The sequence below is a fragment of the Streptomyces cinnamoneus genome (genome assembly GCF_002939475.1).
GTDB lineage: Bacteria > Actinomycetota > Actinomycetes > Streptomycetales > Streptomycetaceae > Streptomyces > Streptomyces cinnamoneus_A.
The window spans coordinates 2,680,110-2,703,314 of the sequence record NZ_PKFQ01000001.1; the positions used below are offsets into that span (position 1 = coordinate 2,680,110).

Below are 23,205 nucleotides of genomic sequence, written 5' to 3' on the forward strand. Positions count from 1 at the left end.
CGTGAGCACCGCGACTCCGGGCGCCGCAGCGCCCGCGGGCCCCGCCGTACCGAAGGCCACCGGGCGCGGGGGCGCGCTGGGCACCCGGCCCTGGGTGGCCGCGTGCTTCCTGCTGCCCGCGCTGGCCCTGCTGGGCGCGCTCGTCGTCTACCCCATCGGCTACTCCGTCTACCGCAGCCTCTTCGACGCGTCCGGCGACGGCTTCGTCGGCTTCGGCAACTACCAGGAGGTCTTCACCGACGACCGGATCCGCACGGCCCTGAAGAACAACGTCGTCTGGGTGATCGTCGCCCCGGCCGTCGCCACCGCCCTGGGGCTGATCTTCGCGGTCCTGACCGAGCGGGTGCGCTGGGGCACGGCGTTCAAGCTGGTCGTCTTCATGCCGATGGCGATCTCGATGCTGGCCGCGGGCATCATCTTCCGGCTGGTCTACGAGCAGGACCCGGACCGCGGCGTCGCCAACGCCGTGTGGGTGGGCGTCCACGACACCTTCGCCGCACCGGCCCCCTACCCCGGCGCGCATCCGCGGCCGAACGGCGGGCTGGCGGCGAGCGGCGGCGGTGCGTTCACGACGACGTCGCCGGTGCGGGCCGGGGCGGCGGTGGCGCTGCCGCTGGTGGCCGTGAAGCCGGAGGACGCCGGCGGGGCGAAGGAGGCGATACCGGCCCGGGACGTGGGCGGGAAGGTCACCGGCACCGTGTGGATGGACTTCACCCGGGGCGGCGGCGGGACCGCCGGGAAGATCGACGCCGAGGAGAAGGCCCTGGCGGGGGTGAGGGTGGAGGCGGTGAAGGACGGCCGCACCGTGGCCTCGGCCACCTCGGCCTCCGACGGCACCTTCACGCTGCCCCCCGCAGCCGACGGCGCCCGGCTGCGGCTGCCCGCCTCGAACTTCGCCTCGGCCTACAACGGCGTGGACTGGCTGGGCCCCACCCTGGTGACGCCGTCGATCATCGGCGCCTACATCTGGATGTGGGCGGGCTTCGCGATGGTGCTCATCGCCGCGGGCCTGGCGAGCGTGCCGCGCGAGCTGCTGGAGGCGGCCCGGGTCGACGGGGCGAACGAGTGGCAGGTCTTCCGCCGCGTGACGGTGCCGCTGCTGGCTCCGGTGCTCGCGGTCGTGGTGGTCACACTCATGATCAACGTGCTGAAGATCTTCGACCTCGTCTACATCATCGCGCCCGGCTCCAGCCTCCACGACGCCAACGTCCTGGCCCTCCAGCTCTACCAGTCCTCCTTCGGCACCGACGTCAACCAGGGCGTGGGCAGCGCCATCGCCGTCTTCCTGCTGCTGCTCGTCACGCCGGTGGTCGTGGTCAACATCCGACGGATCAGGAAAGAACGGGAGGGGCGGCGATGAGCACCACCAGTACGGTCGTACGGGCCCGGCAGTCGCTGCCCGCGCGGCTGGCGGCCCGCCTCGGCGGGGGCGTGACGAGGTTCTTCCTCGTCGTCGTGGGCCTGTTCTGGCTGATGCCGACCGTCGGGCTGCTGCTGTCGTCGCTGCGCGACAAGTCCGACATCGCGGCGTCGGGGTGGTGGAAGGTCTTCAGCCATCCGGCCCAGCTGACGACGCGGAGCTACAGCGACCTGTTCGCCAACGACAAGGTGATGCACTCGCTCCTGACCACCGCGCTGATCACCGTGCCGGCGACGGTGCTGGTGATCCTCGTCGGGGCGCTGGCGGGATACGCCTTCGCCTGGCTCGAGTTCCCCGGGCGCGACTGGTGGTTCATGGTCGTGGTGGGTCTGCTGGTGGTGCCGGTGCAGGTCGCCCTGATCCCGGTCGCGAAGCTGTTCAACACGCTGGGCATCTTCGAGTCCACGGTGGGCGTGGTCCTCTTCCACACCGCCTTCGGGCTGCCCTTCGCGGTGTTCCTGCTGCGGAACTTCTTCGCGGAGATCCCGCGCGAGCTGCTGGAGGCGGCGCGCCTGGACGGCGCGGGCGAGCTGCGGCTGTTCACCCGGGTGGTGCTGCCGCTGGGCGGTCCGGCCATCGCCTCGCTCGGCATCTTCCAGTTCCTGTGGGTGTGGAACGACATGCTGGTGGCGCTGATCTTCGCCGACAGCGGCAACCCTCCCATCACGGTGGCCCTGCAGCAGCAGGTCCGTCAGTTCGGCGACAACGTGGACATCCTCGCGTCGGGTGCCTTCCTCTCGATGATCGTGCCGCTCGCGGTCTTCTTCGCCTTCCAGCGGCAGTTCGTCAGCGGCGTCATGGCGGGTGCCGTGAAGTGACCGCGGGAGGGCGGTGCAATGACCGCAAGGGCGGTCGTGAGGTGAGCGCGGGGGGCGTGGTGGGGTGACCCGGGGCGTGTTCGGCGGCACGTCCCGGCCGTCAGGGCCCTCAGCGGCGCACGTACAGCGAGACCGCGCCCCCGTGCACGTACACCGTGGACTCCTCCCGGTACAGCGCGTCGAGCACCTGTGTCTTGGCGAACTCGGCGCGCTGGGCCCGGAACCAGCGGGTGCCGACGGTGGAGGTGTCCCACACCACCCACACCCGGCGCCGCGGGGCGAGCCGGCTCAGCCGCTCCCGCAGGCGCGCCGCCGTGACCTCCTCGCCGAAGAGGGTGCCGGAGGCGGCGGCCGAGCGCCTGAGGGTCAGGTCGCTCAGTCCCGTGAAGCGGTCCGGGTAGAACAGGGATATCCGGCGCTCGTAGTGCGGCAGGAACAGCACCGCGTCACCGGGCCGCACCAGCTTCCCGGCGGCCGAGGCGACCAGGGCGGGCTGGTCGCCCCGGCTCGCCGGCAGCCGCTCGCGCTCCTGGGCCGGCAGCTGCGCCATGAACGCCACCGCCACTGCCACGACCCCGGCAGTGATCGCGACCCGCCGCCACGGCAGGAGCCCCAGGAGCCGCTCGGCGCCCGCGGCGGCGAGCAGCGGCACGCCCATGAGGGAGAACAGCAGGTAGCGGTCGAGGAAGAGGGGCTGCCGCTGCGCGGCGACGTAGAGCAGGAGCGGCGGTATCAGGGCCAGCGGCAGGGCCACGGCGTTCAGCTGGAGCGGGCCGGTGCGGGGCAGGGGCACGAGGAGGGCGACGGCCGTCAGCACGAGGGTGCCGGCCAGGACGGCGTCGCCGGGGCCCGCGAAGGCGTAGAGCAGGGCTCTGGCCTGTTCGTAGCCGGGCGTCCGCAGCCAGGACACCTGTTCGCTCTGGCCCCGTGAGACCACGGCCAGGGGCGCCAGCACCGCGCAGGCCGCCACCGCCGCGCACCCCCAGCCCCGCCACACGCGCCACGGCACCCGTGAGGCGAGCAGCGTCACGCCGTGGGCCGCGAGCAGCAGGACGGCGAACTCGTGCAGCAGCGCCGTGACCGCCACCGCCGCGCCGTAGCCCGCCCACCAGCCGTACGACGGGTGTTCGACAGCCCTCAGCAGCAGCCAGGTGGCCAGCGCCGCGCCGGCCGCGACCAGGGCGTACGAGCGGCCCTCCTGGGCGTAGTGGCTGACGAACGGGGTGACCGCGTAGAGCAGGCCGGCCCACAGGCCCACCCGGGGGCGGGCCAGCCGGACGCCGACCGCCGCCGTCAGCCCGGCCGTGGCCGCGGCCGCCAGCACCGACGGCAGGCGCAGCGTCGTCTCGTCGGCCCGCAGGGCCATCAGAGGGTGCATCAGCAGGTAGTAGAGGCCGTGCACGGCGTCGACGTTGCCGAGCAGGTGCCAGATCTCGGGCACGGAGCGGCGGGCCACCTGGAGGGTGGCCCCCTCGTCGCGCCACACGGTGCCGCGGTCCAGCCCCCACAGGCCGAGGGCCAGCATGACGGCCACCGGTGCGAGCACCGCGGCGGCCCGGCCACCCCGGGGCCGGCCCAGCCGGCTCCACCCTCTCCCCGGCGCCGGCGCCGTCCGTTCCGTCTCCCCCATCGGTGTGCGTCTCCGTTCGAATGCGGACGCGTGCGGCGTGTCCGACCACACGCGGGTGAGCAATACCCTGATTAGCCATACTTATTGGATAAAAATGTCTTTTGTGACAGTGAGCGAGATCGGAACCTCCGCCGCACAGGTCAGCGTGATCGTCATCGGCTACAACGACGCCGCGCTCATCGGCCACGCCGTTCACTCCGCCCTCGCCCAGGGCCCGGCCGTCGCCGAGGTCGTCGCCGTGGACGACGCCTCGACCGACCGCACCGCGGCGGTCCTGGACCGGCTGGCCACCGAGGAACCCCGGCTGCGGGTCATCCATCGCCCCGTCAACAGCGGCGGCTGCGGCACCCCCCGCAACGACGGCGTGCGGGCCGCCACGTCCCCGTATGTGATGTTCCTGGACAGTGACGACGTGCTTCCGCAGGGCGCCGTGGCCTCGCTCCTGCACGCCGCACTGCGGCACGACGCCCCGGTCACGGCGGGGCTGTGCCTGCGCCGGGAACTGCCCCGAGGCCGCGACACGCCCTGGCAGCCCCGCCTCTACCGCGAGGCGGCCGTGCACCACGCCCCCGAGGACCACCCCGCGCTCCTGCACGACACCCTGTGCGTCAACAAGCTCTACGCACGATCCTTCCTCTCCGCGCGCGGCATCACCTTCCCCGAGGGCGACTTCCGTTACGAGGACTTCGTCTTCACCGCCCGCGTCCTCGCCGCCGCCCCGCGCGTGGCGACCGTGCCGGACCCCGTCTACATCTGGCACGTGCGACGGGACGCCGCCCGGCCCTCGCTCTCGCTCGACCGCACGCCCGTCGCCAACTGGCAGGCCCGTGTCCGCGCCCACCAGCAGGGCGTGGAGGTCTTCCTCGACGCCGGCAGCAAGCCGCTCGCCCACGCGGCCCGCGTGAAGTTCCTCGACCACGACCTGCGCATGTACGTCCGCGAACTGCCCGCGCACAGCGCCGGATACCGACGGGCCTGGTGGCGCGTGACCCGCGCCTGCCTGGCCTCCTTCGACGAGGAGGACCTGCGGGCCGCCCGCGCCCCGGCCCGCTGGATCGCCCGCGTGGTGCTGGCCACGGAGACGCCGCGCGACCTGGACCGGCTGGCCCAGCTCGCCGCCCGGCCCGCCCGGCTGCTGCCGCCCTACACGGCGGTCGCGGGGCAGCCCGTGTGGGCGGCGGACCTGACCCGGGTGCCGCTCGACGGCCTGGCCGGCCCCGCCGCCGAGCCCGCGCGCCGCCTGCCCGTGACCGTCGACGCGGAGCTGCGGCCGCAGTCCGGCCCCCGCGTGGAGCTGCACCTGGTCGTCCACGACCTCTACGACCGGCTGGCCCTGGCCCGCCCGCACACCGTCGACGTCGAGTTCCGGCTCAGGAACGGGCGCGCCGCCCTGGAATACGCCGTCCCCCTGACCGAGGACGACCGGGCCTGGACCGCCCGCCTCACGGTCAACCTCACCACGCTGGCCACCCGGGGCCGACGCCCCGACGGCACCGCGGCACCCCGGCCCGTCACGGCGGCCGGCGCCTCCACGCCGCCCGCCCGGTCCCGTGGCCGCCACGCCGCCCCGCCCGCCCACGGCCCCGGCACGGGCGCGCCGCCGCGGCGCGAGCGCACGGCCGGGCTGGCGCGGCTGCGCCCCCGCGCCAGCCGCGGGCCCCAGGCCTGGGACATCCGGGTGCGGGTGCGCTGCGCACACGGCGGCACCGTGCACACCGCGGCCCGGGCCGGCGAGGGGCTGCGCCGCCGCGCCCTGCCGAGCCTGCGCTACGGCGTGCTGCTGGCGCAGCCCTACGCCGCCGCGAACGGCACGCTCGCCCTGCGGCTGGCGCCGGGCCTGCTCGGCGCGCTGGGCGTCGCCCTGCGCAGACTGCGCAGGTCGCGCGGGCCCCGCGCGTCCTCCTCGCCGTAGCGGCACCCCGCCCCTCGTCCTGACGTCCACCACCCCCGATCCCCCTAACGGTCCGTCTCCTCGAAGAGCGCCTCCCAGCGGTCCAGGACCGCCGGCAGCGCCAGCGGCGCGACATGGGTGCGCGCCGCCCGGCCGTAGCGCTCGCGCAGCGCCGGGTCCCCCATCAGCTCCTCCAGCGCGACCGCGAACGCCGCGGTGTCGCCGTACGGCACGAGCGTGCCCGTGCGCCCGTGGCCGACCAGCTCGCGCACCCCGCCCGACAGGTCGAAGGCGACGCTGGGCACCCCGGCGGCGGATGCCTCCGCGAGGGCCATGGGGCGCCCCTCGCACTCGCTGGTGAGCGCCACCACGGACAGCTCGCGGTAGGCCGCGGCCATGTCGCGGACGCTGCCCCGGAAACGGACGCGGTCGCCGACGCCCAGGCGGGCCGCCCGCTCCCGCAGCCCCGCCTCCTCCGGTCCGTCGCCGAACAGGTGCAGCTCCCAGCCGGGGTGCCGGGCGGCGGCGGTGGCGAAGGCGTCGATCAGCCGGTCCAGCCGCTTGACGTGGTCCAGCCGTCCCACCGCGCCCACGCGGCGGGTGTCCAGGGGGGCCGCGGCGGAGGGCGAGAAGGGCACGGGGTTGGGCATCGCCCCGGCGTTGGGCAGTCGTCTGCGGCGGAACTCGGCCGCGTCCGCCTCGCTGAGGAAGAGCGCCTTGTCCAGCGCCGGGTAGTGGCGCAGGATCAGCTGGAGGTTGACGGAGTGGCAGGCCTGGTGGAACGACTCGTGGTACTGCCCGATGGCCTTCAGGTGGGGTGGCCGGGGCACCGGTTCCAGCCAGACCGCGGCCCAGGGCGAGCCGACGACCAGGTGGGCCCGCCGCCCGCGGGGCACCGCGGCGAGCCTGCGGGCCAGCAGCCCACGGGCCCGCCCCCGCTGGGCCCGCCGGGCGCGGGCCTCGCGCAGCCGGGCCGGGCCGAAGCGCTCGGCGAGCGAGGCCGCCTCGGGGACGGGCGTGGCGGGCGTGGGGTAGAGCGTGGTGTGCCGGTAGGCCGGGTCGGCGGTGTAGGAGTGGGGCTCGGGGCTGGGCCGGATACCGATCAGCTCGACGTCGTGCCCCCGTTCGGCGAAGCCCTGGGCGAGGGTGTGCAGGACCCGCTGCGAGCCGCCCATCGAGTCGACATCGATGCCGACGAGGAAGAGGCTGCGCGGGCCCGCCGGGTGGCCGGCCGGAGGCGTCATCGTGCGCTCCCTTCGAAGAAGAGGTCGACCACGGCCTTGCTGGCCCGCCCGGTCTCCAGGGCGTTGAACCGGGCCTGGAAGTGGGCGTAGGCCCCGGCCCACCGCTCGCGCACCCCGTCCAGGTCCTTCAGGGCGGCGATCAGTTCGGCGCCGGTGGCGAGCATCGGGCCGGGGGCGATGTCGGGCAGGTCGTAGTAGGTGCCACGGGCGAGGGAGCGGTAGTCGGCGTAGTCGTCGGTGTAGAGCAGGATGGGGCGGCCCAGGTTGGCGTAGTCGAACATCACCGACGAGTAGTCCGTGAGCAGCGCGTCCGAGGCGAGCAGCAGGTCGTTGAGGTCGGTGAAGTCGCGCCCGTCGCGCAGCGCGTGGCCCAGCTCGCGCGGCACGGTGAACCGTTCGTAGTAGTGCGGGCGGACCACGACCGTCCACTCCTCGCCCACGGCGCGCACCAGCTCCGCCAGGTCCACCCGGACGGACTCGCCGCTGCCGCGCGCCCCGTCGCGGAAGGTGGGGGCGTAGAGCAGCATCTTGCGGCCGTCGGGGATCTGGAGCCGCTCGCGGGCGGCGGCGGCGCGGTCGCGCTGCTCGGGGTCGTTCCACCGCACGAGCACGTCGTTGCGGGGCAGCCCGGTGCGGAGCAGCTCCGCGCTGTACTCGTTGGCCCGCACGAAGGTGCGTTCGAACTCCATGCTGGGTGCGATCAGCGCGTCCCAGCGGGCGACCGCGGCGCGGTGCTGCCGCTGCCGTTCTGCGCTCGCGAGCCGCAGTTCGGGGACGTCGAAGCCCATGTACTTGAACGCCTGGCCGTGCCAGGTCTGGAGGTAGCGGGTGCCGGGGTGCTTGGGGAAGTGCAGGGGGAAGCCGTGGGAGTCCACCCAGTAGCGCGCCCGGGCGATCGTGCGGACGTACTCCCAGCTGCCCCTTCTCACCAGCTCGACGTCCTCGGGGTAGGAGGCGGGGCTGCCGGTGTAGGACCACACGGCTCGCAGGGGGAGCCGACGGCGCCGCAGTTCCTCGTAGACGTAGCGGGGGCTGTCGGCGTAACCGCGCCCTTCCAGGGCTTCGAAGACGACCAGGCCGTCGTCGACGGGCAGCTTCTGGAGCTCGTGGCAGGCGAGGGCCTTGGCCCGGGCGCCGGTGGCCCGGCGCACGACCCTGCGCGCGGGGGCAAGGCGGGGGGCCAGGACTTCGGCCCCGGCGAGCACGCCCGCGCGCTGCCAGGTGATCTCGAGCCGCCCGGCCCCCCGCCCCTCACAGCGGGCCCGCACCACGTGCCTCCCGACCCGGGCTCGCAGCGTCGGCGCGTCAGCGGCGACCAGCAGCGGATCGGTGCGGGTGGCGCCCAGCCGGCCGAGGACGACCACGGGGTGGCGCCGGCCCGTGAACCCCTTGGCTCCCAGGGGCACCCGGCCGAGGTCGAGGTCGATCGACGCCGTGCGGACCTCGGCCCCCTCGTCGGCCGCCGCGTAGCGAAAGGGGACGGTGAGGGGCGCCCCCGAGGCGGCCAGCCGCAGCTCCGCGGTGTCCGGCGCGCCCCCCGTCAGCAGCCGGCAGGGGTCGTAGGTGCGCAGGCGGATCCGCAGGACCGGTCCGGTGGGCTCCAGCAGCTCCGCCTCGTGCCGCAGGGGCCCGCCCGTGAAGGGCTGTTCGTCCAGCCGCCACGCGCTGACGTCCAGGGCGTCGGCGGCCTCTTCGTCCTGCGGCAGGGTGCGTCCCCAGTACGTACGGCCCGAGCCGTCCCGCACCACGTGACGGGGGGCGAGCAGCGGTCTGTCGAGGGTGCGCGCGCACTCGGCGGCCTCCGCGAGCCGCCCGGCCTGCAGCAAGTACTGACAGACGCGCTGCTCGCGCGGGACGGCCGCGAGGGCCGCGGGGTTCATGGCGTCCAGATAGGGGACGACGGTGGCGGCGAACTCCCGGGCCCACCGCTCGCTTTGGAAGGGCAGGTCGCCGAGGTGGAGTCGCAGGTCGTGGCCGAGGAACTTCGCGTCCTTCGCCGGCCTCAGGTCGGCGTTGCCCGACTCCTCCAGGAAGGCGTCGACCCGCCGGGCCACGGCGATGCGGTCCGCCACGTTCTGCATCCGGTGCCGGCTGGAGGAGATGGACGGGCCGTGGGCGGGATCCCCGGCGAGCCGCCAGGTGTAGACCGGCCAGGGTACGACGGCGAAGGACCGCGCGAGCGTGAGGACCTGGGCGGTGAAGAGCTGGTCCTCGTAGTGCACGTCCTCGGGGAAACGCAGGTTGTGGCGGGCGAGGAAGTCCGCGCGGTAGAGCTTGTTGGTGGAGAGGTGGTCGACGAAGAACTCGGGCACGGCGCGGACACCGTCGACCAGGCGGACGTCCTCGAAGAGCCCGGGATACCACAGGCCTGTGGCGCCGGTCTCCTCGAAGAGGCGGGTGACCTCGCCGGTGACGAAGTCGGCGCCCGTCTTCTCGGCGGTCAGCAGCAGCGACTTGCAGGCGTGGTAGGGCAGTTCGTCGTCGCTGTCGAGGAACATGAGGTGCGGCGCGCGGGCGGCGTCGACGCCGGCGTTGCGCGGGGCACCGCAGCCGCCGCTGTTGGCCGGCAGCCGCAGCCCGCGCACCCGGGGATCAGCGGCGGCGAGCTCCCGGACGACCGCGGGCGTGCCGTCCGTGGAACAGTCGTCCACGATGAGCAGTTCGAGGTTGCGCAGCGACTGCCCGAGGACCGACCGCGCGGCACGCGGCAGGCGCTCGGCGTCGTTGTAGACGATCAGGACCACGCTCACATCGGGGGCGGGGGCCGGAACGGGCACGGCACCGGACGCGGCAGCCGGCTCCGGAGCGGACTGGGGAGGGGAAGCGGACATGGGTCACCTCACTTCGGACTCGGCCGGGGCTCAAACTCACTACAAAGAGAGTAGGCACCACCACTGACAGTGACCGCCGTCGCGGCGGTGACCAGCCCGTTGGTCCCGTGCGGGACCCGCCGCCGCCACGCCGCCAGCGCCAGCGCCGCCGCCAGCCCGCCGAACATCACGACGTCCTTGAACGCGTGGCGCTGCGCCGATTCCAGCCCCGGCCACGGCACCCCGCCCAGCTGCGGCACCAGCGGCATCCAGAACCACACCGACCGCGCGGCCGCGCCCCGCGCCACCGCCGACGCCGTCAGCGAAGGCACCACCACCAGCGCGTAGTTCATGAACGACGGGCGGAAGACCACGAACGCCGCGAGCATCAGCAGCGACGCGCACTCCACCAGCCGCAGCCCCTCGTCACCCCCGCCCCGCCACCGCAGCCGCGCGCAGTACAGCACCGCCGTCGCCGCGGCCGTCGCCAGCGTGAAGGCCAGCGGCTGCGGCACCCCCACCCGGGGCAGGAAGGCCGGCCACGCGGCGTCGTAGGGCCGGGCGTACGCGTCCTGACCGTGCAGCAGGAAGGGCAGCGTCCGGGTGAAGAACAGGCCCGGTCGGGGCATCGCCGAGGCGGCGGCCAGGGACGCCGCCACCGGAATGCCCACCGCCCACGCCAAGCCCCGCCACTGCCGCGCCAGGACGAACAGCAGCAACAGCGGCACCAGCATCGGCTTGAGGGCGATCGCCGCACCGGTCACCGCGCCCGCCGCGCCCCACCGTCCGTGCCGGGCCGCCAGCAGCGCCGCCGGGAAGGCGACCACCGAGGCGGCCGTCCAGTTGCCCAGGGTGGTCAGGCTGTGGAAGGGCAGGAACAGTGCGAGCCCGACCGCCACGCCCGCCGCCAGCCGGCTGTCCGCCCGCACGCCGAAGATCCGCAGGGCCACCACCGCTCCCACGGCCACCAGCAGGCCGGTCACCACCGGGACGCCGTAGAAGAGCACCCGCTCGGAGCACAGCGTCTGCGGCAACGCGGCGAACACCGCGCCCGGCAGGTACAGGAACCGCTTGTCCGCGTACGGCGATCCGCCCTCCAGCAACGTCCGCGCCGCCCGCACGACGACCTCGTTATCAATACCCGTACGGGCCTTCTCGTACGACCGGATGGCACTCAGGGCGTAGACGAGCACCGCCGCACAGAGGACCGGACGTGGCGCACGGCCGTAGAGCCAGGGGGTGAAGCCGGGGCGGGGGCCGGAGGCCGGGGACGTGCTCACGGGCGGACGACCTCCAGCAGCGCGAGCCCACCGGGCCCTTCGGCCGCCCTCCTGAGCGCCGGGTCACCCGGCGGCAGACCGCCCCCGCCGCTCTTCTGCAGCACCCATCGCACGCTGTACTCCTTGAGGATGCCGAGCCGTTCGGCCCGGGAGGTGGCAGGGGAGAAGTAGCGCCGGGTCGCGTCGCGGCGGCGCTCCTCGTCGGGCAGAAAGAGATCGGGGTAGGCAGGGGCCACGGTGTACGGGCCGTAGGCCGGGAGGGCGCGCAGGGCGTGGTAGTCGTCCGTCATCACCGTCGCCCCCTTGGGCACCCGCCGCGCGGCCCAGCCGAACCCCGGCCACAGGCCGATGACCCGCGCGTCGCGCAGCACGGGCGGGACGGCGTCCCTGCGCAGGACGTACGAGAGCACGCCGGCCTGCGCCCACGCCCCGGCCAGCAGGGCGGCGGCCGTCACCGCCGGCAGCGCGCGCCGCAGCCGCCCGCCCCGGTCCCGCAAGGGCGGCGGGAGGGCCTCCGCCGTCTCGACGGCCAGCGCGAGTTGCGCGGGGAGGAGCATGGCGGGCAGCACGCGCCCCCAGGCGTAGTGGCCGCTCAGGCCGCCCGCGGCGAAGACGGCGGCCCCGAGCAGGAAGAGCAGCCCCAGGGGGTCGCGGCCGTCGCGCCGCAGCCGCGCCCCCAGGGCCACCACGCCCAGCGCCGTCAGGCAGAACCTCCCGGCGAGACCGCCGTAGAGCGGCGCGTGGATGGCGTCCAGGCCGCCTCCGCCCAGCAGGGCGGGGAAGAAGTAGTACGGCCAGCACAGCGGCAGCGCCAGGGCCAGGCCGCCCCCGGCGGCGAGCCTGCGCCGCACCGCCCGGCCGGGCCGCGCCTGCGGGACCAGCGCCACTGCTCCCAGCACCACGACGGCCCCCGTGAAGGGGTGGCTCAGCATCACCGTCGCCAGCAGCACCCCCAGCCCCAGGAAGCGGGCCGTCCCCCAGTCCCGGGCCAGCGCCACGCGCAGCAGCGCCCACAGGTGGAAGCCGAGCCCGAGGGCGAAGGTGCTCGGATAGGCGAGGGTCAGACTGAGCGACGTCAGGCCCGGCACCCCGCTCCACGCGAACAGCCGCACGCCGTACAGCAGCAGGACGCACAGCAGCGCGAGCGGCACGGCCGTGCGCCGGGGCGTGAGCGTACGGACGTACGCGGCGATGCCCGTGACCAGCAGGAGGAGCCCGGCGAGCCCGGCCAGCCGCAGCACGCCGAACGTGCCCCAGCCCGCCACCGCCCCGGTCAGCGCGAGCAGGAGCGTCCACGGCGAGTAGTAGGGGCTGGGGGTGTCCGCGTCGACCAGGGGGTTGCCCGGGTGGAACGGGTCGGCGCGCAGGCGTTCCAGGACCGCGCCGTGCATGCCCAGGTCACCGGACCAGGGCAGCCGCACCACCATGAGCAGCAACAGGGCTGCCGCCAGCAGGGCGGCGACGGCGGCCGCCCGGTGCGGGAGGCGCGCCCTGAAGGCCACGGCCGGGCTCACGACGGGTCAGCGGCCGGGGGCGCGGCGGGGAGCGCGGGCGGCGCGAAGGGCCTTGGACCGCAGCCGCCAGGGCATGGCCACGGATTCGAGCTGGACCGTCAGGTCCATCTTCGACTCCCCGACCGTACGGTCCTCGAAGTGGATCGGCACCTCCATGACCGTCAGGCCGGAGCGCAGGGCGCGGTACTTCGTCTCGACCTGGAAGCTGTAGCCGGCGCTGTCGACGGAGGACAGGTCGAGGCGGCGCAGGGCGTCCGCGCTCCACAGGTTGAAGCCGCCGGTGATGTCGCGGACGCGGGTGCCGAGGATGCCGCTGGCGTAGGCGTTGGCCCAGCGGGAGAGCAGCTTGCGGTGGGCCTTCCAGGCGTCGGAGAGGGTGCCGCCGGGCACGTAGCGGCTGCCGACGACGACGTCCGCGCCGGTGGCGAGGGCGACACCCAGCATTTCGGCGATCTTGTCGGCGGGGTGGCTGCCGTCGGCGTCCATCTGGAGGACGTAGCGGGCCCCCTCGTCGACGGCGCGCTCCATGCCGGCCGCGTACGCGCGGCCGAGGCCGGCCTTGGCGGTGCGGTGCAGCACGCCCATGCGGACGCGGCCCGGCTCGTCGGCCTCGCCCGGTTCGTTGTACTTCTCGGCCAGTTGTTCGGCGACGGTGCCGGTGCCGTCGGGGCTGTTGTCGTCGACGACCAGGAGCCGCAGCCCTTCGAGGGGCAGGGCCATGAGCGTCTCGGCCATGGTGGGCAGGTTGGCCGCCTCGTTGTAGGTGGGCATCACCACGGTCAGGGGGATGCGGCCCCACTCGGCGGGGAGCGGTGTCGCGGCGGCGGGGGTGCGCGGAGCGCTCATGGACAGGTCCTCATTCGGTCGGTGACGGACGGGAGCGTTCAGACGGCGGAGAAGCGGATGGCGGCATCCGGAATGGCCGTGCCGCACCAGATGCGGGCCCCTTCGCGCAGCTCATTGTCTGCGCCGATCTCCGCACGGTCACCGATCACCGCGCAGTCGATCACGGTGCGCGGCCCCACCCGGGCGGCGCTGCCGATCATGGAGGCGGTCACCCGCGCGCCGGCCTCGACGCGGGCGCCGTCCAGGACGACGGACCCCTCGACCACGGCTCCGGCGGCCACCCGTGCTCCCGCGCCGACGACCGTGCCGCCGCCGAGCCGGGCGCCGCCCTCGACGTGGGCGCCGGGCAGCACGAGGTACTCGCCGGGGTCGCCGGGGACGGCCGGGGAGTGCACGATGCCGCGCACGAGGTCGGCGGAGGCCTGGACGAAGGACGCGGGGCGGCCCAGGTCCAGCCAGTACGAGGCGTCGACGACGCCGTGCAGCAGGGCGTCGGCGTCCAGCAGCGCGGGGAAGGTCTCGCGCTCGACGGAGACCGGCCGGCCGGCGGGGATCGCGTCGATCACCTCGCGCCGGAAGACGTAGCACCCGGCGTTGACCTGGTCGGTGACGATCTCCTCCGGGCGGCGGGGCTTCTCGGTGAAGGCGAGGACCCGGCCGTCGCCATCGGTGGGCACCAGGCCGAACGCCCGCGGGTCGGCCACCCGGGTCAGGTGCAGCGTCACATCGGCCTGCACCCGCTCGTGCCGCCGCAGCAGCCCACGGATGTCGAGCCCGGTGAGGATGTCGCCGTTGAAGACCAGAACGGGCTCACCCGGCCGGGCCGCGAGGGCGCGCGCGGCGTGGCGGATGGCGCCGCCGGTGCCCAGCGGCTCGCTCTCGTGGACGTAGGTCAGCCGGAGTCCGTGGGCGGATCCGTCGCCGAAGTAGGGCTCGAAGACCTCGGCGAGGTAGGAGGTGGCCAGGACGACGTGGTCGACGCCGGCGGCTCTGGCGCGGGCCAGCTGGTGGGCGATGAAGGGCACGCCGGCGGCCGGGACCATCGGCTTCGGCGTGTTGATGGTCAGCGGCTGGAGCCGGGTGCCCTTGCCGCCGACCAGCAGTACCGCCTCTGTCATGCCAGCTCCTCGCCCGCTGTGGCCGCCTTGTCGCACTGCGTCATTTTTTGCGGCAATTTACACTACAATCTGTTGTCTACGTGAAATGTCCGCAACGCGTGGCGACCGTATCGGGAGATGGCCTTGCGACCGACGCAATCGAGGGGGAAGCGCGTGCCCGGACCGGCCAGGCTGCTTGCGCTCGGACAGGAGTTCGTGAAGTTCGGCGCGGTGGGCGGCCTGGGGATCTTCGTCAACCTGGGCGTCTTCAACATCTGCCGCGGCGCCACCGGGCTGCCCGTGGTGCGGTGCAGCGTGATCGCGACGGTCGTCGCCATCGCCTTCAACTACCTGGGCCTGCGCTACTTCACCTACCGGGACCGGGACAAGAGACACCGCAGCAGAGAGGTCGTGCTCTTCGCCGTCTTCAGCGTCGTGGGGCTCGTCATCGAGAACGGCGTGCTCTACGCCGCCACCTACGGCCTCGGCCTGGCCAGCCCGTTCCTGAGCAACCTGTTCAAGTTCGTGGGCATCGGCACGGCCACCCTGTTCCGCTTCTGGTCCTACCGCGCCTGGGTCTTCCGGGCGCTGCCCGGCCACGACCCCCGGCGGGGCGGCGGTCCCCGTCACGGCGACCCGTCGAACAACACGAGCAACCCCGCCGCGTACCAACCCGAGACCACCGCACCTCCACCGTAGAGACAGATCCGCACCACCAGCGGAGCACGCGCGAGCGGCCGGGCCACCAACAGCAGCAGAACCGGCAGGAACGGCAGCATGAAGCGCGGTTTGGAGAACTGCGACCCGGGCGTCCCCATCATCAGCAGCCAGGCTCCGGCGACCAGCACGACCAGCGGCCACGGCACGCTCCGGTCCAGCGCCAGGGCCAGCACCCCGACGGCCGTCAGCAGCACCAGCGCCACCACCGCGGCGTGCCGGACGTCGTGGACCTCCCCGTCGCGGTAGAACAGCACGAGCCGCAGGAACCGCACCGTGCCGAGGCCGAAGTCGAACGACTGCCCCCACGCCCGCTCCGCCTCGAACCAGCCGTCCCAGCGGCCCACGCGGCTCCCCAGATAGAGCCAGCCCGCCAGCAGCCCCACGGGGGCCAGGAACAGCGCCGCCCAGGGCCGCCAGCCGCCCCCGCGCCGCAGCACCGCCCAGCCGGCCGTCACCATCACCGTCGCGATCAGCACCGTGGCCGTCGGCCGCACGGTGCCCGCCACCACGCACAGCGCCCCGGCCACCAGCCACCGGTCCGCGAGCAGCGCCACCATCGCCCACACCAGCACCGCGGTGAAGACCGCCTCCGAGTAGGGCACCCACAGCGCGAAGGCGTACGGGGAGCAGGACCACAGCGCCACGCACGCGTACCCGGCGGCGGGACGGCCCCCGGCCGCCCGCACGAGCGTGTACACGCCCGCCGCGGCCACCGCCGCCGCGCACCAGGAGACGAGCACTCCGGCGTAGGCGAAGGGCAGCCCCGTGACCAGGTGCACGCCCCGGATGAGGGCGGGGACGAGCGGGAAGAAGGCCAGCCGGTTGTAGGCGGGCGTCCCGTCGTCGCGGTAGGGGAGGGAACGGGGATAGCCGCGCTCGGCGACGCGGAGGTAGTTGCCGCTGTCCCAGCGGTGGAGCAGCCACTGCCCACCGTGCCCGAGGTGGCGGTTGATCACCAGGAGGACGCCGAAGCCGATGAGGGCCAGCCCCAGGTGGAGGGCCACCGCGCGGAACGCCTCCCGGCGGGCCGGTGCGGCCACAAGCCGTGAAACGACTTTCATTCGTCACTCTTAGCACGCGGAGGGGGCGGCGCCGGGGGTTTTCCCCGGGGCCGCCCCCTGTGCGCTCACGACATGCGCCGTGCGCGCGGCGCGTCAGCTGTGCGTACGCAACAGCGTGCGCATCGTCCTCATCGCCACCGACAGGTTGGCGAGGTCGAAGGAGTCGGAGCCACGGATCTCGTCGAGCGTCGTGCGCGCCCGGGTGAGGATCGCGGCGTTCTTCTCCTCCCACTCCGCGAACCGCTGCTCCGGCGTCGAGGCGCCGTTGCCGACCGAGAGCACCTCGGCCGTCAGCGCCGCGTGGGCCGCGTAGAGGTCCTCGCGGATGGAGGCGCGGGCCATGGACTGCCAGCGGTCCGCGCGCGGCAGCTCGATGATCCGGTCCATCAGCTGGGTGATGTGCAGCCGGTCCCCGAGGTCGTAGTAGACCTCGGCGACGTCCAGCAGCTGCTTGCCGGTGCGGTCGGCGGTCGCCACGACGTCCAGCGCCGGGAAGACCGACGAGAAGCCCGCGACCTTGACCGCCAGCTCGGCGGGCACGCCCGCGGCGACCAGCTCGTCGTGGATGGACTGCCACCACTCCAGGTCCTCGCCGCGCAGCAGCTTGGGCAGCTCGGCCCAGACCGTCTCCACGCCGTCGCGGAAGAACTCGATGGTCTCCGCCAGCTGCAGCGGCTGCGGGCGGTTGTTGAGCAGCCAGCGCGTGCCGCGCTCGACGAGCCGGCGCGAGTGCAGCCGGATCCGGGTCTGCGCGTCCGCCGCCACCACGTTGTCGAGCGCCTCGACGGCGTCCCACACCTCGTTCAGGGCGAAGATCTCACGGGCCGCCGCCTGCGCCCGGACGATCTCCTCCAGCGAGGCGCCGGTCTCCTCCCGGAGGCGGTGCAGGAAGGTCGAACCGCCGGAGTTGACGGTGTCGTTGACCAGGACGGTCGTCACGATCTCGCGCCGCAGGGCGTGCTTGTCGATCTGCTCGCCGAACGACTGGCGCAGCGGCTGCGGGAAGTACGCGTACAGCAGTCGCTGGAGGTACGGGTCGTCGGGCAGCCCGGTGGTGAGCAGCTCCTCCGCCGCGGTGATCTTGATGTAGGCGAGGAGGACGGCCAGCTCGGGCTGGGTCAGCCCGCGGCCGGCGCTGAGCCGCTCACGGATCTGCCGGTCGCTGGGCAGGAACTCCAGGGCCCGGTCCAGGTGGCCCTCGCGGCTGAGGCGGCGCATGACCCGCTGGTGCGCGTGGAGCAGGCTGGGGGCCTGGGCCACGGCGTTGGCCAGGGCGACGTTCTGCGCGTAGTTGTTGCGCAGCACCAGCTCGCCGACCTCGTCGGTCATCTCGGCCAGCAGCTTGTTGCGCTGCTTGACCGTCATGTCGCCGTCGGTGACCAGGCCGTTCAGCAGGACCTTGATGTTCACCTCGTGGTCGGAGGTGTCCACGCCGGCGCTGTTGTCGATGGCGTCGGTGTTCACCCGGCCGCCGGTGGACTCCGGCCCGCCGGACAGGGCGAACTCGATGCGGCCGAGCTGGGTCAGACCCAGGTTGCCGCCCTCGCCGACGACCTTGACCCGCAGGTCACCGCCGTCGACGCGGATCGCGTCGTTCGCCTTGTCGCCCACGTCGCCGTGGGACTCGGTGGACGCCTTGACGTACGTGCCGATGCCGCCGTTCCACAGCAGGTCGACCGGGGAGCTGAGGATGGCCTTCATCAGCTCGGCCGGCGTCATCTTGGTGACGCCCGGCTCGATACCAAGGGCGGCGCGCACCTGCGCGTTGATCGGGATCGACTTGGCGGTGCGGGGGTGGACGCCGCCGCCCGGGGAGAGCAGCGCCGTGTCGTAGTCGGCCCAGGACGAGCGGGGCAGCTCGAACAGACGGCGGCGCTCGGCGTAGGAGACGGCCGCGTCCGGCGTCGGGTCGAGGAAGATGTGCCGGTGGTCGAAGGCGGCCACGAGGCGGATGTGCTCGGAGAGCAGCATGCCGTTGCCGAACACGTCACCGGACATGTCGCCGACGCCGACGACCGTGAAGTCCTGGGTCTGGGTGTTGTGGCCCAGCTCCTGGAAGTGGCGCTTGACCGACTCCCAGGCGCCGCGGGCGGTGATGCCCATGCCCTTGTGGTCGTAGCCCGCGGAGCCGCCGGAGGCGAAGGCGTCGCCGAGCCAGAAGCCGTAGGACTCCGCCACCTCGTTGGCGATGTCGGAGAAGGTCGCGGTGCCCTTGTCCGCGGCGACGACCAGGTAGGTGTCGTCACCGTCGTGGCGCACGACGTCCTTCGGCGGCACGACCTCGCCGCCGACCATGTTGTCGGTGATGTCGAGGAGACCGGAGATGAACGTGCGGTACGAGGCGATGCCCTCGGCCAGCCACGCGTCACGGTCCACGGACGGGTCCGGCAGGCGCTTGCCGACGAAGCCGCCCTTGGCGCCGACCGGGACGATCACGGTGTTCTTCACCATCTGCGCCTTGACCAGGCCGAGGACCTCCGTGCGGAAGTCCTCACGGCGGTCGGACCAGCGCAGGCCGCCTCGGGCGACCTTGCCGAAGCGCAGGTGCACGCCCTCGACGCGCGGCGAGTAGACCCAGATCTCGAAGGCCGGGCGCGGGGCCGGCAGGTCGGGGATGGCCTGCGGGTCCAGCTTGAGGGACAGGTAGCCGTGCGGCGCGCCCTGCGCGTCCCGCTGGAAGTGGTTGGTCCGCAGCGTGGCCTTGATGACGGTGAGGAACGAGCGCAGGATGCGGTCCTCGTCCAGGCTCGCCACCTGGTCCAGGGCGCCGTCCAGCTCCTCCAGCAGCCCGTCGGTCAGCTCGGTGCCGGCGCGCTGGAGCGACGGGGACATCCGGGCCTCGAAGAGGTTCACCAGCAGCCGGGTGATGTGGACGTTGTTGCGGAGGGTGTCCTCCATGTACGCCTGGCTGAACGTCGAACCGGCCTGCCGCAGGTACTTGGCGTAGGCCCGCAGCACCATCGCCTGGCGCCAGTCGAGACCGGCCCGCAGCACGAGGCAGTTGAAGTTGTCGTTCTCGGCGTCGCCCGTCCAGACGGCCGCGAAGGCGTCCTGGAAGCGGCCGCGGGCGTCGTCGCCCTCGACGTGCTCGGGCAGGCGCAGACCGAAGTCGTAGATCCACGCGGTGGTCCGGTCCGAGCAGCGCAGCTCGTAGGGACGCTCGTCGACGACCTCCACGCCCAGGCGCTGGAGGACCGGCAGCACGGCGGAGAGGGAGACCGGCTCACCCGTGCGGTAGATCTTGAAGCGGCGCTCGCCGGGGCCGGCGCCGACGGGCTCGTAGAGGCTCAGCTCGAAGTCGTGGCCACCGCCGACGCTGGTCAGCCGCTCCAGGTGCGCGAGGTCGGAGACGGCGCTGCGCGGGCTGTGGTCGGCCTTGTAGCCCTCGGGGAAGGCGTGGCTGTAGCGGCGCAGCAGCTCGGCGGAGCGCTCCTCGCCGACCTCGGCGGTCAGCGTCTCGGCGAAGCCGTCGGCCCAGGAGCGGGCGGCCTCGACCAGACGGGCCTCGATGCGCTCGACGTCGGCGTCGGTGAGGTCGGGCAGGGAGGCACCGGGCTCGACGCGGACGACGAAGTGCAGCCGGGAGAGAACCGACTCGGTGTTCCAGGCGGTGAAGTCGACGCTGGTGCCGCCCAGCTCCTCCTTGAGGATGTCGATCAGACGCAGCCGGACGGCCGTGGTGTAGCGGTCGCGCGGCAGGTAGACCAGGGCGGAGTAGTAGCGCCCGTACTCGTCGCGGCGCAGGTACAGCCGCAGACGGCGGCGCTCCTGGAGGTAGAGCACGCTGGTGGCGATGGCGCGCAGCTGGTCCGTCGGCGTCTGGAACAGCTCGTCGCGCGGGTAGGTCTCCAGGATCTGGAGCAGGTCGCGGCCGTCGTGGCTGTCGGGACGGAAGCCGGCGTCGTCCAGGACCTGGGCGACCTTGCGGCGGATGACGGGCACCCGGCGGACGGACTCGGTGTAGGCGGCCGAGGAGAACAGGCCGAGGAAGCGCCGCTCACCGATCACGTTGCCGGCGGCGTCGAACTTCTTGACCCCGATGTAGTCGAGGTAGGAGGGGCGGTGCACGGTGGCACGGCTGTTGGCCTTGGTGAGGACGAGCAGCTTGTGCTCGCGGGCCTTGGCACGGGCGTCCGCGGGGAGCCGGCTGAAGGACGGCGACGAGGGACGGGCCAGCGGCGCGTGGTGGCCGTCGTGGTGCCCGTCCGCGGTGTGCGTGGGGTCCGAGCGCAGGATGCCGAGGCCGGTGCCGGGGACGGCGGTGAGCACGTCCTCCTCACCGGCGTCGGTGGCGGCCTTCGTCAGGTCGTACTCGCGGTAGCCCAGGAAGGTGAAGTGGTCGGAGGCGAGCCAGCGCAGCAGCTCACGGGCCTCGTCCAGCTCGGTGCCGGGGATGTCGTCGGTGGGCTCGTCGGCCAGGCCGTCGGCGACGCGCAGCGCGGTGTCGCGCATCTTGCCCCAGTCCTCGACGGTCTCGCGGACGTCGGACAGGACGCGCACGAGGTCGGCGGCGATCTGCTTGAGGTCGTCGCGGTCGGTCTCGCGGTCGATCTCGACGTGGATCCAGGACTCGACGAGCGCGTCGTGCGGCAGCTCGGCGTCCTTGCCGCTGCCGTGGGCGTCGCAGGCGGGGCCGTGCACCTCCAGCAGACGGCCCGTGACGTCACGGCGGACGACCACCTGCGGGTGGATGACGACGTGGATGCCGCGGTTCTGCCGGGAGAGCTCGTTGGTGACCGAGTCGACCAGGAAGGGCATGTCGTCGGTGACGACCTCGACGACGGAGTGGCTGGAGGTCCAGCCGTTCTCCTCGACGGTCGGAGTGTGCACCCGGACGTTCGCCGTGCCCTGCGGCCGCTTCTCGGCGAGGCGGTAGTGGGAGATCGCCGCGCCGTAGATGTCGACCGGATCGCGGCCGGTGAGGTCCTCGGGGGCGGTGTGCAGGTAGTAACGCTGGAGGTAGGCGGTCAGGGTCGCCCGGTCGAACCCGCCCTCGCCCTTCCCGCCGACCGGTTGCTGTCCCCCGGCCGGGACGTTCTCAGCGACGCGGGCCGCCCTCTCGAGCAGCTCGGCCTTGGCTTCGTCCAGCTTGGTCTGCATGTCCTCTGGCTCCTGTCGCGCGCCGTTGCGTGACATAGATGGTGATGGCATCACGCCGCGACGCGGGTTCTCCGGTCGTCTTCGACGGTATGCCGGGATGAGAGGTGGCCGGGCCGTTCTCGGTGAAGTCAGCGGGAAGTGCCCGGTTCCGCGGACCAGCGGCGACCCGGGCGCGGTGACGGCCCGGGAGCAGGACAGAGGCGTCGTCGCCACTGCTGGATATCGCGCTGATCACCTGGTAAGGCTATCGCTCTTCCCCCGGGGAAACGCACCGGCCGATTGTGTACAAAACCAGGGGCTGAACTTGGCCGCTCCGGACAGACGAGGCGACAAACGCCTCAGTTCGCCAGCCGGGCCGCTTCCGTCACGGCCTCCGCGAGCGTGTCGACGACGGGCACGCCCGCCCCCTCCAGACTGGCCCGGCTGTGTGATCCCCCGGTGTACAGCACGGCGTGGGCGCCCACGTGGGCCGCCGCGACGGCGTCGTCCAGCGCGTCGCCGATGACGACGGTGCGCCGCGCCGCCACACCCTCCAGACCGGATATGTGGCGGCGCATGTGCTCCGCCTTGCTGCCGCCCGAGGGACCCGTGCGGCCGTCCACCCGGACGAACCTCCGCTCGATGCCGAAGCCCCGCACCAGGGGCAGCAGGTCCTCGTGTCCGTACATCGACAGGATCGACTGGGTGCCGCCCGTCTCCTGCCAGCCCTCCAACAGCGACTCCACGCCCTCCGCGAGGCCGCAGCGCAGGTGGTGGTCCAGATAGTGTCGGTGGAAGATCACGTCCATGTGGTCCCACTCGGCCCGGGTGGGGAGGCGGCCCATCAGCCGTTCGTAGAAGCGCGGGATGGGCACGCAGTACAGCTCGCGGTAGCGCGCCAGGGTGATGGGCTCCAGGCCGATCTCGGCGAAGGCCGCGTTCGTGGCGGACATGACCGCGTCGATGTCGTGGAACAGGGTCCCGTTCCAATCCCAAACGATGTGCGGTGCCTGCTCACCCATGCTGTTCATCCCCATGCGAAGACCGTACCGGCAGGGTCCGACAACGCCGTCCCTAGACGAGGTTGGGGATCTCCTGGACGCCGAACCACATCAGCTCGTGGTCCTCGGCCCCGTCGACGGTGAACTGGGCGTCGTCGTCCCCCTGGTCCGCCGCGCCCAGGGCGGCCGCCGCGGCCGCCACGTCCTCCTCGGCGTCGTCGGAGTCGACGTGCACCGAGGCGGCCTTCTTCAGCGGCACCGGGTCCGCGAGCCGCACCTCGCCGAGCGCGGACTGGTCCAGCGCCCGGTCGGGGTCGGCTGCCACCAGCCGGTCCGGCACGTCCACGGCGACGACCACGCGCCGCCGCGCGGCGGCGGGGTCGCCGGCGAGCATGCGCAGCGAGCCCTGGGCGGCGCGGCTCAGGGCCGCGTACTCCAGCTCCTCGATGTCGTCCGAGACGTACCACTCACGCAGGGCGGGGGTGACCGCGTAGGCGTCCAGCGGGGCCGGGCCCAGCTCGCCCGCCTCGTACGCCTCGGCGAGACCGGGGAGGGTCAGGGGGACGTAGACGCGCATGACCGCCGCTTTCCTGGTTTCCGGGGGGCTTACGGATGGTGCTGCCAGCATACGGGCGCGGGTCCCCCTTCGAAGTGCCGGTGGCGCCTTCGAAGCGCCGGTGGCACCGCGGCGGGCCGCCCCGCGCCGGCCGTGCCCGCCGGTGGCGCCCGGCTTCCGGGCCCCGGGTCCCCCTGATAGGTGAAGGCCCCCGGGCCGCCCGCCCCCGCCCCGGCGT

General features: G+C 73.4%; 15 protein-coding genes. 4 read left to right on the forward strand and 11 right to left on the reverse strand.

Annotated elements, in window-relative coordinates:
- Window position 1: 1 nt before the first annotated feature.
- Window positions 2–1,360: a carbohydrate ABC transporter permease gene (locus tag CYQ11_RS11510; protein ID WP_099200293.1), complete on the forward strand. Its 1,359-nt coding sequence runs from the start codon at window positions 2–4 to the stop codon at window positions 1,358–1,360.
- On the forward strand, window positions 1,357–2,238 hold the full coding sequence (locus CYQ11_RS11515) for a carbohydrate ABC transporter permease (protein ID WP_099200292.1): 882 nt from the start codon (window positions 1,357–1,359) through the stop codon (window positions 2,236–2,238). Before CYQ11_RS11510 ends, CYQ11_RS11515 begins: the two co-directional genes overlap by 4 nt.
- A 109-nt stretch (window positions 2,239–2,347) precedes the next feature.
- On the opposite strand, the gene CYQ11_RS11520 is transcribed toward CYQ11_RS11515, so the two are convergent.
- Window positions 2,348–3,868: a glycosyltransferase family 39 protein gene (locus tag CYQ11_RS11520; RefSeq protein WP_099200291.1), complete on the reverse strand. Its 1,521-nt coding sequence runs from the start codon at window positions 3,866–3,868 to the stop codon at window positions 2,348–2,350.
- Window positions 3,869–3,977: 109 nt separating this feature from the next.
- Here CYQ11_RS11520 and CYQ11_RS11525 point away from each other — a divergent pair, with 109 nt between their 5' ends.
- The gene (locus CYQ11_RS11525; RefSeq protein WP_420894515.1) at window positions 3,978–5,780 is read left to right on the forward strand and encodes a glycosyltransferase; all 1,803 of its coding nucleotides are present in this window, start codon (window positions 3,978–3,980) and stop codon (window positions 5,778–5,780) included.
- Window positions 5,781–5,824: 44 nt separating this feature from the next.
- Here CYQ11_RS11525 and CYQ11_RS11530 read toward each other — a convergent pair whose 3' ends face one another.
- From CYQ11_RS11530 to manB, 6 genes are read right to left on the reverse strand one after another with little or no spacing between them, the layout of a single operon-like run.
- Entirely contained in the window at window positions 5,825–7,003 is a 1,179-nt protein-coding gene (locus CYQ11_RS11530) for a glycosyltransferase (RefSeq protein WP_099200289.1), read from the reverse strand.
- Complete coding sequence (locus CYQ11_RS11535) at window positions 7,000–9,834, reverse strand: bifunctional glycosyltransferase/CDP-glycerol:glycerophosphate glycerophosphotransferase (RefSeq protein WP_099200288.1); 2,835 nt, start codon at window positions 9,832–9,834, stop codon at window positions 7,000–7,002. Before CYQ11_RS11535 ends, CYQ11_RS11530 begins: the two co-directional genes overlap by 4 nt.
- A gap of 8 nt (window positions 9,835–9,842) precedes the next feature.
- On the reverse strand, window positions 9,843–11,093 hold the full coding sequence (locus CYQ11_RS11540; protein ID WP_099200287.1) for a glycosyltransferase 87 family protein: 1,251 nt from the start codon (window positions 11,091–11,093) through the stop codon (window positions 9,843–9,845).
- Window positions 11,090–12,595, reverse strand: a complete 1,506-nt coding sequence (locus CYQ11_RS11545; RefSeq protein WP_104650985.1) for a hypothetical protein — start codon at window positions 12,593–12,595, stop codon at window positions 11,090–11,092. Before CYQ11_RS11545 ends, CYQ11_RS11540 begins: the two co-directional genes overlap by 4 nt.
- Window positions 12,596–12,613: 18 nt before the next feature.
- Window positions 12,614–13,453, reverse strand: coding sequence for a polyprenol monophosphomannose synthase (locus CYQ11_RS11550; protein WP_099200285.1), 840 nt, complete (start codon window positions 13,451–13,453; stop codon window positions 12,614–12,616).
- Between the two features lie 38 nt (window positions 13,454–13,491).
- Window positions 13,492–14,571, reverse strand: a complete 1,080-nt coding sequence (gene manB, locus CYQ11_RS11555) for a mannose-1-phosphate guanylyltransferase (RefSeq protein WP_099200284.1) — start codon at window positions 14,569–14,571, stop codon at window positions 13,492–13,494.
- Window positions 14,572–14,688: 117 nt separating this feature from the next.
- On the opposite strand from manB, the gene CYQ11_RS11560 reads away from it, so the two are divergent.
- Window positions 14,689–15,249 (forward strand): GtrA family protein, encoded by a 561-nt coding sequence (locus tag CYQ11_RS11560; RefSeq protein WP_099200283.1) that lies wholly within the window; start codon window positions 14,689–14,691, stop codon window positions 15,247–15,249.
- Here the strand turns inward: CYQ11_RS11560 and CYQ11_RS11565 are convergent.
- The 4 genes from CYQ11_RS11565 to CYQ11_RS11580 form a co-directional block, all read right to left on the reverse strand.
- A complete protein-coding gene (locus CYQ11_RS11565) occupies window positions 15,177–16,331 on the reverse strand; it encodes a hypothetical protein (protein WP_146104676.1) in 1,155 nt (384 codons plus the stop codon). The two genes, CYQ11_RS11560 and CYQ11_RS11565, sit on opposite strands and share 73 nt — an antisense overlap.
- Before the next feature lie 93 nt (window positions 16,332–16,424).
- Window positions 16,425–21,431 (reverse strand): NAD-glutamate dehydrogenase, encoded by a 5,007-nt coding sequence (locus CYQ11_RS11570; RefSeq protein WP_099200281.1) that lies wholly within the window; start codon window positions 21,429–21,431, stop codon window positions 16,425–16,427.
- A 338-nt stretch (window positions 21,432–21,769) separates the two neighbouring features.
- The gene (locus CYQ11_RS11575; RefSeq protein ID WP_099200280.1) at window positions 21,770–22,432 is read right to left on the reverse strand and encodes an HAD family hydrolase; all 663 of its coding nucleotides are present in this window, start codon (window positions 22,430–22,432) and stop codon (window positions 21,770–21,772) included.
- Window positions 22,433–22,484: 52 nt separating this feature from the next.
- Window positions 22,485–22,988, reverse strand: coding sequence for a DUF6912 family protein (locus CYQ11_RS11580; protein ID WP_099200279.1), 504 nt, complete (start codon window positions 22,986–22,988; stop codon window positions 22,485–22,487).
- Window positions 22,989–23,205 lie beyond the last annotated feature (217 nt).

What these genes read in the sequence shown, in the direction of transcription:
- CYQ11_RS11515 (WP_099200292.1), top strand. Translation starts at nt 1,357, where the DNA reads ATGAGCACCACCAGTACGGTCGTACGGGCCCGGCAGTCGCTGCCCGCG.
- CYQ11_RS11520 (WP_099200291.1), bottom strand. Translation starts at nt 3,868, where the DNA reads ATGGGGGAGACGGAACGGACGGCGCCGGCGCCGGGGAGAGGGTGGAGC.
- CYQ11_RS11530 (WP_099200289.1), bottom strand. Translation starts at nt 7,003, where the DNA reads ATGACGCCTCCGGCCGGCCACCCGGCGGGCCCGCGCAGCCTCTTCCTC.
- CYQ11_RS11535 (WP_099200288.1), bottom strand. Translation starts at nt 9,834, where the DNA reads ATGTCCGCTTCCCCTCCCCAGTCCGCTCCGGAGCCGGCTGCCGCGTCC.
- CYQ11_RS11550 (WP_099200285.1), bottom strand. Translation starts at nt 13,453, where the DNA reads ATGAGCGCTCCGCGCACCCCCGCCGCCGCGACACCGCTCCCCGCCGAG.
- manB (WP_099200284.1), bottom strand. Translation starts at nt 14,571, where the DNA reads ATGACAGAGGCGGTACTGCTGGTCGGCGGCAAGGGCACCCGGCTCCAG.
- CYQ11_RS11560 (WP_099200283.1), top strand. Translation starts at nt 14,689, where the DNA reads ATGGCCTTGCGACCGACGCAATCGAGGGGGAAGCGCGTGCCCGGACCG.
- CYQ11_RS11565 (WP_146104676.1), bottom strand. Translation starts at nt 16,331, where the DNA reads ATGAAAGTCGTTTCACGGCTTGTGGCCGCACCGGCCCGCCGGGAGGCG.
- CYQ11_RS11570 (WP_099200281.1), bottom strand. Translation starts at nt 21,431, where the DNA reads ATGCAGACCAAGCTGGACGAAGCCAAGGCCGAGCTGCTCGAGAGGGCG.
- CYQ11_RS11575 (WP_099200280.1), bottom strand. Translation starts at nt 22,432, where the DNA reads ATGGGTGAGCAGGCACCGCACATCGTTTGGGATTGGAACGGGACCCTG.
- CYQ11_RS11580 (WP_099200279.1), bottom strand. Translation starts at nt 22,988, where the DNA reads ATGCGCGTCTACGTCCCCCTGACCCTCCCCGGTCTCGCCGAGGCGTAC.